We start from the raw sequence: 14147 nt of genomic DNA, 5'->3' as shown, positions 1-14147 counted from the left end.
TATCCACGCTCTTCCCATAATTTATAGTAGCTGTCTTCTACTTCTTTTGGGTCATAGGTTGCTTTTTTTTCGGTTGTTTCGCTCATCGGGCTATCCTACATGATATTATATTGCCGCGATTATAGCGTAATGGTGCTTTTTCTTTTATGGGACCCTTTAAAAGAGGGGTGTCTGGTGCTCTTTGTGCCATTGAAGGATGGTGTCCCATGCCTCCTGTGCATTCTCGACATAACTGACCATGTCCAGGTCATGCGACGCTATGACATCTTCTTCTTTTAAAAATTCGAGATTGATGATACGGTTCCAATACTCTTTTCCCACCATGACAATGGGAATGGCCGGGCTTTTCTTTGTTTGTATCAGCGTAAGTATCTCAAAAAGTTCATCCATCGTTCCAAAACCGCCGGGAAAGATGACGAGTGCCCTGGCACGCTGCATAAAGTGGAGTTTGCGTATACCGAAATAGCGGAACTGAAAACAGAGTTCGGGGGTGATGTATGGGTTTGGGAACTGTTCATGAGCCAGCTCGATGTTCAGCCCTATGGACTTGGCGCCGACATCCTGGGCACCGCGGTTCGCAGCTTCCATGATCCCCGGGCCGCCTCCTGTCATCAGGGTGACACGGCAGTCTTCAGGGGTTTTGCCGCTTTCCCCGACCAGCTGGCCAAATTTTCTGGCCTCATCGTAGTAGACACTTTTTCTGACCATGCTTTCAGCTTTCTTCAGTTCACCAAGAAGTGTTTCGGAGTGAGGAGAGTCTTCCAGCTTTACTTCGATCTGTTTCAATTTTTGCATAGCTTCATCAAATTCTAGAATACGGGCACTTCCAAATACCACTATGGTATGGTCGATCCCATGTTTCTGCATCTTGACCTCTGCTTTGAGATAGTCAAGCTGAAGCCTTACGCCTCTTGCTTCGTCGGAACAGATGAAATTTTTATCATCTTCTGCCACTACAAAAGAAGGATCATGGATGATCTTTTCGATCTTTTCGATCTTTTTAACGGTATTGGAATTCTCTTTAATGTCTTTTTTCATGCTGAACCTCTGTAATATTATACATACTTTTTAATGATATAATTTTTACTATGAATTTGCAAAGGCTCAAATATGAAAAATATAGCAATACTCTGTTCAGGTGGAGATGTATCCGGAATGAACGCAGCACTCAAACGCTTTGTTGAGTACAGCCTGGCAAAGGGTCTGAAACCCTTCTTTGTGCATAACGGATATGAGGGATTGATCGATGACACCATCACTGAGGCGGGATACAAAGACGTGGCGGGTATTATCGTCAACGGGGGTACCAGGATACGCTCTTCAAGGTCCAAACGTTTCATGGAAGAGAAGTACCGCAGACAGGCCATAGAGAACCTCAACAAACATGATATCGGGTACCTCGTCGTTCTGGGCGGAGATGGTTCCTTTAAAGGGATGCAAAAACTGGGAGAAGAGAGCAGCGGCATCCGTTTCTGCGGCATACCGGCGACCATAGACAATGACATCGCAGGTACGGAATACTGTCTGGGGGTGGACACGGCACTGAACGTGATCAAGTTTGCCATCGATTCCATCCGGGATACGGCTTCCTCCTTCAGCAGAGCCTTTGTGATAGAGGCCATGGGAAGAGAGTGCGGATACCTGGCACTCGTTTCGGCACTGACCTCGGGAGCAGAGATGTGTCTGATACCCGAGATCCCTTATGATCTGGATGCCTACAAGAAAAGATTTCAAAAACAGATCAAAGAGGGAAGGGAGTATTTCATAGCGGTTGTTTCGGAGGCCTTGAACAATTCGCAAGAGGTGGCAAAGTGGTTCGAAGAGGAGATCGGCATGGAGTCGCGCGTGATGGTATTGGGGCATATGCAGCGTGGCGGGAATCCTACCGTCTATGACCGTCTTATGGCCTTTCATTTTGTGACACAGGCCATAGACGGGATGCTTGAAGGAAAACAAAACACGGTCATCTGTTACAGTCAGGGTGGGTTTGAGCATAAAGAGATAGAAGAGGTAGCTTTCAAGAAATACCAGATGAATGCCGAACTGCTGAAGCTAGGCATGGAGTTTGGACGCCAACAGTGAGAAATTCTCTGTGGGTGACTTTTATTGTGCTCGTGACGGCTTGCGGGACACCTACAGGAAAGGTCATCGCAAAGATTCCGGAAGCCTCGGGCATAAGCTACTGTGCCCATGATGATACACTGATCGTAGCGAATGACGAAGGGTCCTACTACAGACTTACTGCTAAAGGTACGATCCTTCAGAAAAAAAAGCTTGGGAACTATGATCTTGAGGGTGTGGTCTGTGAAGAGGATCAACTGCTTTTTACTGTGGAAAACGATGGACTACTTGTGGTTGACAGTAAAACGAGTCAGAAGAAGAACGTGCCCCTGGATACCAGGTATCATGGCAAAAATCTTTCGCTGTTCGATAAAAAAGAAGGTGTGGAAGGTATTGCAAAGGCAGGCAATATGGTGTACATGGCTAAACAATCGAAAAAGAAAAAAAGCTCTTTCCTTGCAGTGGTCAGTATGAGCCCAAATCCTGCCCGGGTCATGGATGTGATCGAACATCGCCTTGCCGACACTGCGGGCTTGGCCTATCATCAGGGATATCTGTATATGGTGAGTGACAAGGAAGATCTTTTGTTCAAGTTTGACCTTCAGAAGAATCAGCATGTAAAAAAGATCAAATTAGGCAAAGGTGCCTGGGAAGGCATCGCTTTTGATGCCAGAGGAAATGTCTATCTTGCCGATGATGAGGGCAGGGTAGTGAAATACAGGAAAAAGAGCCTGGGACTCTGATCCCAAGAGCGCTTTGTTTAGCTGCTTTTTTCTTTTCTTTCGTGCCACAGATGTTTGTAGTTTTTATAAAAGGCGATATTGATCAAAGCGCCTAACATGGCCAAAGCGGTGTCTTTGTGCGCATCCCATACATCCCCTTGCGTCCCCAGGAAGGCCATGCCGAGTTCCGGATGAAGGATAACCGCTGCCCACCACTCAAGCATTTCATAAAAGGATGAGATCGAAAGGATCACCGTAAAAGTAAAGAGCAGTGCCGTTCTGGCGGTGGTCGTCACATCCAGGATCATTTCGAACAAGACCCTGAAGACAAGCAGTCCAAAGAGGAAATGCACCAATCGGTCAAAATGGTTCCTTTCAAATCCGAAAAATTGCGTAATGGCATTGAAGTGTTCCATCTCCGAATAGGTATAGTGCGATCCCAAAGAGTGCAAACTTGCAAATACTAGAAGCATCACAAGACTTGGCAGTGTGTATTGATGTTTTTTATCCATCCATAGGATGAAAGGGAAGAAAATGAACACCAGTACATTTTCAATCAGCCAATCCTGCGGATATTTCGGATCGATCGCCATGATGATCCAGACAATAATATACAGAGCAAAGACCAGTTTGTGTGATTTGGGCATAATATTCTCCTTGTTCACTATATTATAGCACTAACAAATATAAGCTAAGATAATTTCAATATCTGAGAGCATCGTAAAGATACCAAGTATTGAAAAGACTACTTTGCAGTAAATAAAACCGCTTTTTCCATATGGTATGTGATACGGGCTATATGATGGCTTACACGGATCAGCCATCTTGCTGATTCAAGATTTTTTGTACCGGAAGGTATCGTGATCTCATCTTGAGCCATCTTTTCAGCGATGCGGTCTCTATAGGGGAGCATAGATCTTCTGATCTGTTTTTCATTGATCCTGGCAGCCTTTTTGGCATCTGCAAAACTGTTAGAGGATATGGCAGAGATGATATGCTTGTTCGTTTCGATCAATTGCTGTTCTTCCTCCTGAAAATCGGGAGATTTCTGTACAAGTCTGGCTCTGTATTCTTCTTCACAACGTTCATGAAGGCGTTGTGCATGATCAAGCAAATGTATCAGAGAGATCAACTCTTTCCACTTGGCATCTTTTTCCTGCTTTAGATCGATCTCATCTACATAAGCGTAGGTTCTGTCCAGTGCTGATTGAAGTAAGATCAGATCGGATCTTTTGCCGCAGGCAGGATCTTCAAGTATATAGTTGATGTGTTGCAGCAGAGCAATGAACTCATCCTGTGCTGAGATACGGGCTGCCTCCAGTGCCAAATGCGGCTCATTAAGAAGTCTTTTGTCCAGTTTTTCGGTAAACAGAGGTTCTTTGGATGGGATCATTTTTTCCATAAGATCTGCAAAGTGGTGTGTAAAGGGAAGAATGATCATCACACCCACTATATTAAAAGAAGTATGAAAAGCAACGAGTGCTATTTCTGCATTTTGGATAAGAGCACCCGGTGCCAAAGTATCCCATATATAGATGTATGGCGTGATCAAAAAGAGAGCCATCACTGCGGTGGACATATTGTAGATCACGTGCGAAAATCCTGTTCTTCGGGCATTCACGGATCCGCCGATCGAGGCCAACAGAGCAGTGACCGTGGTACCCACATCCATACCGATGACCAGTGCCGCTGCCTGTTCAAAACTGATCGCATTGGCATAAAGTGCTGTCAATGTTACGGCAACACCCGCACTTGAAGCTTGGGTGATGAGTGTCGAGAGTATACCAAGTAAAACCAGCTTCAATCTTCCTGTCCATGTATCTGAGGGCAGGTATTCCGGAGTGATCATTCCCTCAAAACCGCTCATGCTCTCCTGCATCGTGGAGATCCCGACAAAGATCAGACCGAAACCGGCCAATGCATAGCCAAAGGCAGCGATCTTGCCATGAGTAAAAAGCTTCAGTATCACACCGAGAAAAATAAGAGGCAGTACGATGGTGCCAAGACTGAGTTTGAATCCAAATAATGCAACCATCCATCCGGTAACGGTGGAACCGATATTGGCACCGAATATGATTCCGAGTGATTCAGTAAAGGTCATGAAGCCTGCCCCCACAAACCCGACTGCCATCACTGTCGTGGCACTGGAAGACTGGAGCAGTGCTGTGCTGAGCGCACCTGTTGCTGCACCGGAATAGGGACTTTTGGTAAAACGCATCAGGGCATTTCTTATCGCATCTCCAGCCAAGGACCGAAGCCCCTCTGTCATGACGATCATGCCCAGCAGAAAAATACCCAGACCTCCGGCAGCTTTAAGTATCGTCAGTAGCGAGAGGGTTCCCATCAGCTCTCCTTATGGCAGCGATATGCACATCATATCTGATCCCATCATCTGAAAAACCTGCCAAAGAGATACAGCAGAAGAGAGAGAATGATACTGATCACTATTGCCGTGGTGATCGGAAAGTAAAAAGAGAAGTTCTCTTTTTTGTAGTAGATATCCCCGGGAAGTTTACCGAGATTGAAAGGAAGTTTGTCGATGAAGAGTAGCATGACCCCCAGCAGGATGATCACGACACCTATAATGATAAGTACTTTTCCAAACTCCATCATGATACTATTACTCCTTACTTTATGTTATTATAGGATAAATCTTTTTTAAAGGCAAAAGGATGGATAGGGTCATCATTAAAAAAGGCGATATTACGAAAGAAAATGCCTGTGCCATCGTCAATGCAGCGAACCGTTCGCTTTTGGGCGGCGGCGGTGTGGACGGTGCCATCCACAGAGCTGGGGGGGCCTCAGATCCTGGAAGCGTGCAAAAAGATACGCCGGGATCAATACCCTGCCGGGCTGCCTACGGGAAGATCTGTGGCCACTGGAGCAGGTGATCTGCCTTCAAGGTATGTCATCCATACCGTAGGACCGATCTATCATCAATGCGGGGACCACTGTGACGAACTGCTGGCTTCGTGTTACAGGGAATCGCTCGAACTGGCCTATGAACTGGGGTGCAGGGATGTTGCTTTTCCGGCTATTTCTACAGGGATATACGGGTATCCCAAAGACAAAGCAGCCATCATAGCCTATAAAGAGGTGACGCGTTTTTTAGGGGAGAAAGAGGAGATGACAGTCACTTTGGTCTTTCATAATCATATCGATCAAGAGGTCTTTGAAAGAGCGATAGAAGAGATACCCTGACACTGTTCGCTAAAGTATAGATCTGTTAAGATAATAACCAGTAATCAATAAAAGGAAATACCATGTATCTTTTTGCTTCAGAAGCGGTTTCTGCAGGACATCCTGACAAGTGTGCGGATATCATTGCTGACAGCATTGTGGACAGACTGCTGCAGCTTGATCCTGCTGCGAAGGTGGCAACGGAAGTCTTCATCAGCGGAAAGCACATCATCATCGGCGGCGAAGTCAGGACCAAGGTCCCTGTGGATGCTGCTTTTTATCAAGAGATCGCCATTAAGGCACTCAAAAAGATCGGATATCCAGAAGCAGGATTCGAGAGGGGTGAAACCTTTTTCCCTGACGAGGCAGAGGTGCATGTCTATGTCAGTGCCCAATCACCCGATATCACGATGGGAGTGGAAAAAGAAGACAGTGAGATAGGCGCGGGGGATCAGGGAATGATGTTCGGCTATGCTACAAGTGAACGTCACGATCATATGCCCAGTGCCTTTGCCTATGCGAGGGAAATAAGAGATGTGCTCTATGCCTATGCGCTCAAACATCCAGAAACATTCGGTGTGGACATGAAAACGCAGGTGGTCATGGACTACGGTACCAAAGAAAACTTTGATAACGGTAAGCCCCAGCGTATCGCCAAGATCATCGTGGCTATTGCACATAATAAAGCTGTGGAGCTAGAGGAAGTCAAGAGGGTGGTCAAAAAGATCATCAGGGAGCAAGTTGTCTTTGACAGCGGGCATTTTGACGAAGATCACATTACGTACTACATCAACAATACAGGCAGGTTCGTACAGCATTCGCCTATAGCAGATTCGGGTTTGACGGGAAGAAAGGTGGTATGTGACACCTATGGCGGGTATGCACCTATCGGCGGCGGGTCGCAAAGCTCCAAAGACTATACGAAAGTGGACCGCACGGCACTTTATGCGGCAAGATGGCTGGCAAAACATATCGTTGCAGCAGGGCTTTCCAGGAAGGCACTGGTACAGCTCTCCTATGTCATCGCCGAGACCAGACCCTCTTCGGTGACGGTCGATACCCAGCATACATCCCTGACCGAGATGAAAGATGAGGAGCTCTCACAGCTCATCGCAGAAAAGTTCCCGCTCACACCCAGGTGGATCACTCAGAAATTCGGCTTGGACCGTCCAGGGGAAGAACGATTTTTATACGCCGATATCGCGGCAAAAGGACAGATAGGCTATGCAGCGTATCCATGGGAAGTCTTGGATGAGCTGGATTGGTTTAGAAGTTTGAAAGCGTAACACCTCTGTTGCATGTTCATTTTCATCGTCATTCCGGGATTGATCGGGAATCTACAAACCCTTGATGCTCACTTGGTCTTGTGTCATAGTAAGAGATCTGGCCTCTTGATCCCCGTGTGCTCCTGGGAAATACCTGGGGGTGCAAGCACGAGGATGACGTGTTTTGAGTTGAGGATAGGTTTAAACGGAGCAAGAGGCATGGATCTTGTACTGGCCCAGGTCTTTTCCTTTTGCATCGATGATATGGACTGCACATGCGAGACAGGGATCAAAAGAGTGCAGTACCCTTAAAACCTCCAATGGTTTGGAAGGGTCTTCGAGTTTAATCCCCACGAGTGCCTCTTCGTAGGGACCTCTTTGGTTCCTGCTGTCTTTGGGCGAGGCATTCCAAGTGGTCGGGGCTATCACCTGATAGTTCTTGATCTTTTGGTCCTCTATGTTCACAAAATGGCTCAGCACACCTCTGGGTACTTCATAAAAAGCCCTTCCTTTTGCATTTTTCGGCAATGCCTCAAAATCATATTTGCTCCAGGTCTGAGTATCATAATATTTGATATTTTCGACCAGTGTGTTGATGAGCTTAAAGAGATACTCTCCTATATAGGCACTCTCTATCGCTCTTGCCGCATTTCTTCCTCCTGTAGTACACAGGTCCTTCAGGGTCAGGTCACATTCCGATAGAAACTCATCGACAAAAGGCTTGATGAACCTGTTGCCTTTTTGATAACTGACAAGGACCCTTGCAAGCGGGCCGCACTCCATCGTTTTTCCCTCATAACGCGGTGCTTTGATCCAGGAGTATTTGTCATCAGGATTGTCGGTTTTGAGCGTGCCGTCCTCATTGAGATCGGTGTAGTAGGGCTGGTCGTCCTTGTACCAGGCCCTTTCCACTTCTTCCGTGATCTTGCTCTCATCAAAGGGCTTGACATCATTGAAGTCATGCCCGAAGATGACACCGTCTTCAAAGAGCCGGTCCTCTTTGCTGAACTTGTAGCCGCCGACACACAAAAAGTTTCCGACAGAGGCTCCGATACCCGCCTTGATGTCCTCCTTGTAGGCCTGGGTAAGCAGTTTGACATCAGGCAGATAGGCTCTGTCAATGAACTCTTTTGCCTCTTTGATGATAAAAATGAATTCATTGAGCCTTTGGGGATCGAGCATATCAGCCACACTGGTCACCCCGCCGACGACGATGGTTTGGGGATGGGGCGTTTTGGCCCCGAATATAGCGATGGCACGTGATATGTCGCTCTGGAACTTCATCGCTTCAAGATAGTGGGAGAGCAGCAGTAAATTCTCTTCAGGAGAAAGTCTGTAGGCTTTGTGCCCCCAGTAGCCGTTACTGAAGAGTCCCAGTTTCCCTGCCTTGATGAACTTTTCAAGCTTCTCTTTGACAGCGATATAGTGCGCATGGGAATTGGCATAGGGCAGGGATGCGTACTTATGCCCCAGTTTGCTGGTCAGTTTCGGGTCCGCTTCCAACGCTTTGGTGACATCGACAAAATCCAGAAGATGCAGATGGTAGAAATGGATCACATGGTCCTGGATGAACAGTGCCAGAGCCATCAGGTCCCTGATGATCTGACTGTTGAGAGGCTCCTTAATGCCATAGGCATCTTCCACTGCCGAGATCGCAGCACGGAAATGCACATTGGTGCAGACACCGCAGATCCTCCCGGCCAACAGTCCCGCATCCCTTGGATCACGGTCTTTTAAAATGATCTCTATCCCTCTGAAAAGCTGACCGCTTACATAGGCCTCTTTGACTATGTTGTTCTCATCTATCTCCACTTCGGCACGCATATGCCCTTCAATGCGTGTGATCGGATCAATGACTATCTTCTTCACTGGACTTCCTTCTCTTCGATCTTTCTTTCATTGGCCAACTTGTCAAAAAATCCTTTTTCGACACATCCCATACATCCGTGGCCGCCCTGTACCGGCCAGCTGGTTCCCTGATTGAATTTCAGGGTCGGGCAGTTCGCATTGGCGTAGGGTCCCTTGCATCCCATCTCAAAAAGACACCACCCTTTTTTCGCACCCTCGTCTCCCCATTCTTTGACAAACTCGCCCAGTTCGTAGTGGCCTCGCCGTTCGCAATTGTCATGGATCCTGCCTGCATAGGCCCATAAAGGGCGGTTGAACTCGTCGAGTTCGGGTATTTCTGCGAACATCAGATAGGAGAGCAGGGTGCCCACAATGTTCATCGGATTGACAGGGCATCCCGGAAGGTTGATGACGTCATCCCGTCCGAGTGCATCTGATACGCCCACCGCTCCTGTGGGGTTCGGTGCTGCGGCAACGACACCGCCGTCAAAGGCACAGGCACCGACAGAGAGTATCAAGGCGGCATCTTTCGCGCATCTTTTTAAAAGTTCTATGCCCGTTTCACCTTTGGGTCCGATACGAAGGAATTTTCCATCCATTCCCAAAGGGACCGCCCCTTCGACGATAAGCACATACTCTCCTTTTTGCGTGGTGATGATATGCTCCAGGGCATTCTCGCTCTGATCTCCCGCAGCACTCATCAGAAGTTCATGGTAATCCAGTGAAATATAGTCAAAGATCAGATCTTCGATCCCTGGATGGGAGGATTTGATAAAGGCTTCGGAATTGCCGGAACAGTCGGCAAGTTCAAGCCATATGATGGGCACTTTGTTCAGCGTACGGACCCCTTTTTTGACCAAACCTTCGAATTCCGGGTGCAGCTGCATGGTCGCTGTGACCATGGATATCCAGTGGTTGAGCTCTTTTTCGCTGATCTCATACGCATCGATGGCGGCAGAGAGGTTCTCACTGTCCATCTGGTTGTGTGGATGCAGTGTATTGAACTTTTCGATCCTTTTTTTGACCAATGCCAGTTCTTTGTCCCGTTTCACATCTTCAGGACTTTTTTTGACCATGTTGGGGTCCACCAGGTCTTGCGATGCCACAATGACATCTTCCACCATTTTTTTACAGCGACCGCAGGTCCGTCCTGCTTTGCTGAACGGCGATAATTCCGAAAAGCTTGAAATGCCTGTATCGGCAACGATCTGTTCCAGATCTTTTTGATAGACATGTTCACAACTGCATATCAGCCTGCCGCGCTCACCTACGAGCCTGTTCTGGTAGAGGTATCCAGGGTCGATGGTTTTGGCATTCTGTATCAGTGATTCTACATACCCGATATCCACGTTGGTGTTGATCCCGATGAAACGGGTCAGTTTATCCTCTTTCACATAATATTCATCGATACGGTGGTCTTTTTCAGAAGTGATCAGGATCTTTTCAAAACCTTCCGAATGATCGGGAGACCTGACATCCAGCAGCTCATAGGAACCGACCTTCAGCATATCGGTCATCACTTCCAGCACAAACTCTTTTTCTTCTACTCCCAGTATATTGGCAATGGCGACATCTGCCTGAAGCGTACACTCCTTGACATGCCCCGCTGTAAAGTCCAGTTCTCTTACCTGTGCGGCTTCACCTACAGCATAGATATCCTTATCTTCCGTCTGCATATGTGTGTTGGTCAGGATACCCCTGTCACACTGCAGGGCCTCTCTCGCAAAATCAACATTGGGCTTGATACCCACACCAAAGATCAGAAAGGGGTCGGGTATCTCGAGTTTCTTTGTCTTTAAACGTGTGATGATATTCCCGTTGATCTGCTTCTCTGTGATCTCATCCTCATAGGAGATGTGCACTTTTCCGCTCTGCAGATAGGCGGATTCTATCACGCTTTTTGCCTGCGGGGAGAGCGTTTTGTCATAGAGATAGCTGCCGCGTACAAGGAGGGTGATGTGTTTGATGTTCTGAAGGTGGTTCAATGTTTCCAGAAGTTCCAAAGCGATGGGCCCTGCACCGACCAAGACGACCTCTTTGTTCTCGATCCCCTCGGCGATCTTTCTGCAATCCTCGGCATTTCTGAATGTAGCGGCATTTTTAAGTCTGCTGATATCAAAAAGGGTACGGGGAAGGGAGCCTGTGGCGATAATGAGCTTGTCGTAGCTGAAAGCGGAGTGGTCTGAAAAGATCCTTTTTGCTTTTCTGTCTATGGAGACTATTTTTTCATTGAGTTCTATCTGTACGGTAGGATCGACAGGCAGCGCGATATCTTCGACTTTCCGGCTTTTGTCCACAAGGGAACAGAGGTGTATCCTGTCATAAGGCAGATAGGCCTCTTCCGATACGATGAGCACTTCTGCACGTGGATCCAGTTTTTTGATACCGTTTGCCAAATAGGCTGCAGCGATCCCACCGCCTATGATCACGATTCTCATAGTGTCTCTCCGTTGAACATCTTTTATATAGTTTACAGTAACTCTCTTAGATAATTATAACAAATAAAATATGTTACACTAATATAGATGAAATGCAGGAAGAACGAATGACTATTCCAGAGTATCCCCATTTTGAAACGACAGAGTCCTTAGCCCAAAAAATGGAAATTTCCAAAGAGGGGTTAAGCGGTGAGACCGCAGAAAAAAATCTTTCCCTCTACGGACCGAATGAGATACCGGAAAAAAAGCATAGTCTTTTTATACTTTTTCTTACCCAGTTTAAAAGTCCGCTGATCTATGTCCTGCTGGTCGCGGCGGCACTCTCTTTCTTTTTGCAAAATATACATGAAGGTTTTCTTATTCTGCTCATCATCCTGGTGAATGCATTGATCGGGTTTTGGCAGGAGGTCAAAGCGCTCTCCTCCATCAGGTCACTGAAAAAACTGACTGAAAGCAAAACACAGGTCAGACGTGAAGGTGAGATATTCCCTGTTCCCTCTTCAGCGCTTGTGCCCGGTGATGTCGTTCTACTCTCCGAAGGCGATATCGTTCCTGCGGATATACGTCTTTTTGATAGCAACGGACTGGTCATTGATGAATCCATACTTACAGGGGAATCTGTACCGGTACAAAAAGATGCAAACCTTACACTGCGAAAAGAGACACTTCCCTATGAACTGGACAATATGGCACTGTCCGGGACCACCATCACAAAAGGAAATGCAGAAGGTTTCGTCGTATTGACCGCAGATAAGACCTATCTTGCTTCTATTGCAGGAAAAGCCGAAGAGGAGTCTCCGGACACCCCATTGACCAAAGCATTGGAAGTTTTCATCAAAAAACATATGCTGATCCTGTCTGTGTTGATCCTCTTGACCGCTATCCTTGCGTTCGGACAAGGCAGAGACGGTATCGAGATCGTTTATCTCATCATCGCTGAATTGGTCTCAGCCGTACCTGAGGGCTTACCTATCGTGGTGACGCTCGTGCTGACTATCGGAGCGATGGCGCTGAGCACAAGGAAAGTCTATATCCGCCACCTGCCTTCTGTTGAGACCTTGGGAAGTGCAACGGTGATCGCATCGGATAAAACCGGTACCATCACACAAGGAAAACTCGAGGTAAAAGAAGTTTTTTCGCTCAATGAAACATTTTCCCAAACGGTTTCAGCACTGGCAAACGAGTCGGTAGAAGGTAAAGGCGATCCATTGGATACGGCCCTTGCACTTTGGCTGGGTAAAGCGTATGAGAGTATCAGAGAAAAATATCCCCGTGTCAATCTTTATCCTTTTGATACAAAATACCGATTGATGGCCAGCTCCAATATGATCCAAAAAGAGCACAAGATATTTGTCAAAGGCGCCTTTGAATCGCTCAAACAGTTTGCCGTGAACCGGGATGACTTTGAAACACTGGAAAAAGAGCATGACAGGCTGGCTTCGAACGGACTAAGGGTGATCGCCTTGGGGACTGGGGAGCACACGACGGATGATATAGAACAATGGCAAATTGAGATCGTCGGTATGGTAGGCTTCCTCGATCCTCCCAAAGAGGGTGTTTTGGAAGCGGTAGAGACCGCACAAAAAGCCGGGGTCAAAGTGATGATGATCACCGGGGACAATCCGCTTACGGCTGCAGCGGTCGCAAGGTCGGTCAATATCTATAAAGAGGGTGATCTGGTCGTTACGGGCAAGGAACTCAATGAGATGGACGATACGGCACTCGAAGAGATCCTGCCAAAGGTCACGGTTTGGGCGAGGGTGCTTCCTGAACATAAGCATCGTATTGTCAAGATGCTTCAAAAACTGGGTGAGGTCGTTGCTGTGACAGGTGATGGTGCAAACGATGTGCCTGCCCTCAAAGCTGCTGATCTGGGAATTGCAATGGGAGGCGGAACAGATGCAGCAAAATCCACTGCAAAAATGGTGCTGGCAGACAACAATCTCTCTGTCATAGTCCAAGCGATCAGACAGGGGCGTACGATCGCCGGCAATATACGAAAATCGATCTACTTTCTGGTCTCTACAAGTCTGGATGAAGTGATCCTCATCACTGGTGCGATCCTGATGGCACTGCCTCTGCCACTGTATCCTGTACAGATATTGTGGATCAACCTGGTTTCAGACAGTGCACTGGATAAGACATTTCCGTTCCTAAAAGAGGAAGAGGATGTGATGCACAAGGCACCCACGAGGCTGCGTGAGAAGTTTTTGGACAAAATACAGCTTTTACGCGTGCTCTATGCCGCTTTGGTGATCAGTCTGGGCGCACTCTTTATGTATGTATGGATGCTGGAGCACTATGGCAAAGAGTATGCGATCTCCACACTTTTTACGGCATTTGTCATTGCGACATGGATCAATGGTCTGCAGTCACTCAAAGAGAATGAGCCCTTTTTAAAAAATATTAAAAAATCATTGCAGATCAATCCGTATATTTTCTACGGTATCGGTATCGGATCCGTATTGCAGCTGTTCGCGATCTACGTGCTTTCAGACATATTTCATACGCTGCCGCTCGATGCGGGGTCGCTAACGCTCATAGGCTGTATGGCACTGTGGGTGTTTTTCATGATCGAAATACGCAAGTGGGGTGAGTACTTCTGGAAGAAGCGATGAGAAGTGATCAGGATC

General features: G+C 47.2%; 12 protein-coding genes. 6 read left to right on the top strand and 6 right to left on the bottom strand.

Annotated features, from left to right (window positions below):
• Positions 1-156: 156 nt before the first annotated feature.
• The gene (locus VIM88_RS09785; RefSeq protein ID WP_331862705.1) at positions 157-1038 is read right to left on the bottom strand and encodes an LOG family protein; all 882 of its coding nucleotides are present in this window, start codon (positions 1036-1038) and stop codon (positions 157-159) included.
• Between the two features lie 72 nt (positions 1039-1110).
• On the opposite strand from VIM88_RS09785, the gene VIM88_RS09780 reads away from it, so the two are divergent.
• Both VIM88_RS09780 and VIM88_RS09775 read left to right on the top strand, forming a co-directional pair.
• A complete protein-coding gene (locus VIM88_RS09780) occupies positions 1111-2082 on the top strand; it encodes a 6-phosphofructokinase (RefSeq protein ID WP_331862704.1) in 972 nt (323 codons plus the stop codon).
• A complete protein-coding gene (locus tag VIM88_RS09775) occupies positions 2079-2804 on the top strand; it encodes an SdiA-regulated domain-containing protein (RefSeq protein WP_331862703.1) in 726 nt (241 codons plus the stop codon). Before VIM88_RS09780 ends, VIM88_RS09775 begins: the two co-directional genes overlap by 4 nt.
• 17 nt (positions 2805-2821) lie before the next feature.
• Here the strand turns inward: VIM88_RS09775 and VIM88_RS09770 are convergent, their stop codons facing one another.
• The 3 genes from VIM88_RS09770 to VIM88_RS09760 form a co-directional block, all read right to left on the bottom strand.
• Positions 2822-3430 (bottom strand): DUF2238 domain-containing protein, encoded by a 609-nt coding sequence (locus VIM88_RS09770; RefSeq protein WP_331862702.1) that lies wholly within the window; start codon positions 3428-3430, stop codon positions 2822-2824.
• A gap of 98 nt (positions 3431-3528) precedes the next feature.
• The gene (locus VIM88_RS09765; protein WP_331862701.1) at positions 3529-5127 is read right to left on the bottom strand and encodes a Na/Pi symporter; all 1599 of its coding nucleotides are present in this window, start codon (positions 5125-5127) and stop codon (positions 3529-3531) included.
• Between the two features lie 44 nt (positions 5128-5171).
• Positions 5172-5396, bottom strand: a complete 225-nt coding sequence (locus VIM88_RS09760; RefSeq protein WP_331862700.1) for a DUF2905 domain-containing protein — start codon at positions 5394-5396, stop codon at positions 5172-5174.
• Between the two features lie 59 nt (positions 5397-5455).
• On the opposite strand from VIM88_RS09760, the gene VIM88_RS09755 reads away from it, so the two are divergent.
• The 3 genes from VIM88_RS09755 to metK all read left to right on the top strand — a co-directional run bounded on the left by VIM88_RS09755 (position 5456) and on the right by metK (position 7249).
• Complete coding sequence (locus VIM88_RS09755; protein ID WP_331862699.1) at positions 5456-5674, top strand: macro domain-containing protein; 219 nt, start codon at positions 5456-5458, stop codon at positions 5672-5674.
• The gene (locus VIM88_RS09750; protein WP_331862707.1) at positions 5574-5984 is read left to right on the top strand and encodes a macro domain-containing protein; all 411 of its coding nucleotides are present in this window, start codon (positions 5574-5576) and stop codon (positions 5982-5984) included. Before VIM88_RS09755 ends, VIM88_RS09750 begins: the two co-directional genes overlap by 101 nt.
• Before the next feature lie 62 nt (positions 5985-6046).
• On the top strand, positions 6047-7249 hold the full coding sequence (gene metK / locus VIM88_RS09745) for a methionine adenosyltransferase (protein WP_331862698.1): 1203 nt from the start codon (positions 6047-6049) through the stop codon (positions 7247-7249).
• 180 nt (positions 7250-7429) lie between these two features.
• Here metK and VIM88_RS09740 read toward each other — a convergent pair whose 3' ends face one another.
• Positions 7430-9097: a nickel-dependent hydrogenase large subunit gene (locus tag VIM88_RS09740; RefSeq protein WP_331862697.1), complete on the bottom strand. Its 1668-nt coding sequence runs from the start codon at positions 9095-9097 to the stop codon at positions 7430-7432.
• Complete coding sequence (locus VIM88_RS09735; RefSeq protein WP_331862696.1) at positions 9094-11514, bottom strand: hydrogenase small subunit; 2421 nt, start codon at positions 11512-11514, stop codon at positions 9094-9096. Before VIM88_RS09735 ends, VIM88_RS09740 begins: the two co-directional genes overlap by 4 nt.
• A 107-nt stretch (positions 11515-11621) precedes the next feature.
• Here VIM88_RS09735 and VIM88_RS09730 point away from each other — a divergent pair, with 107 nt between their 5' ends.
• Positions 11622-14132, top strand: a complete 2511-nt coding sequence (locus VIM88_RS09730) for a cation-transporting P-type ATPase (RefSeq protein WP_331862695.1) — start codon at positions 11622-11624, stop codon at positions 14130-14132.
• The last annotated feature ends 15 nt before the right edge of the window (positions 14133-14147 follow it).

Source organism: Sulfurovum sp. (genome assembly GCF_036568385.1).
Lineage (GTDB): Bacteria > Campylobacterota > Campylobacteria > Campylobacterales > Sulfurovaceae > Sulfurovum.
This window is presented reverse-complemented; position numbering and strand designations above follow the sequence as displayed.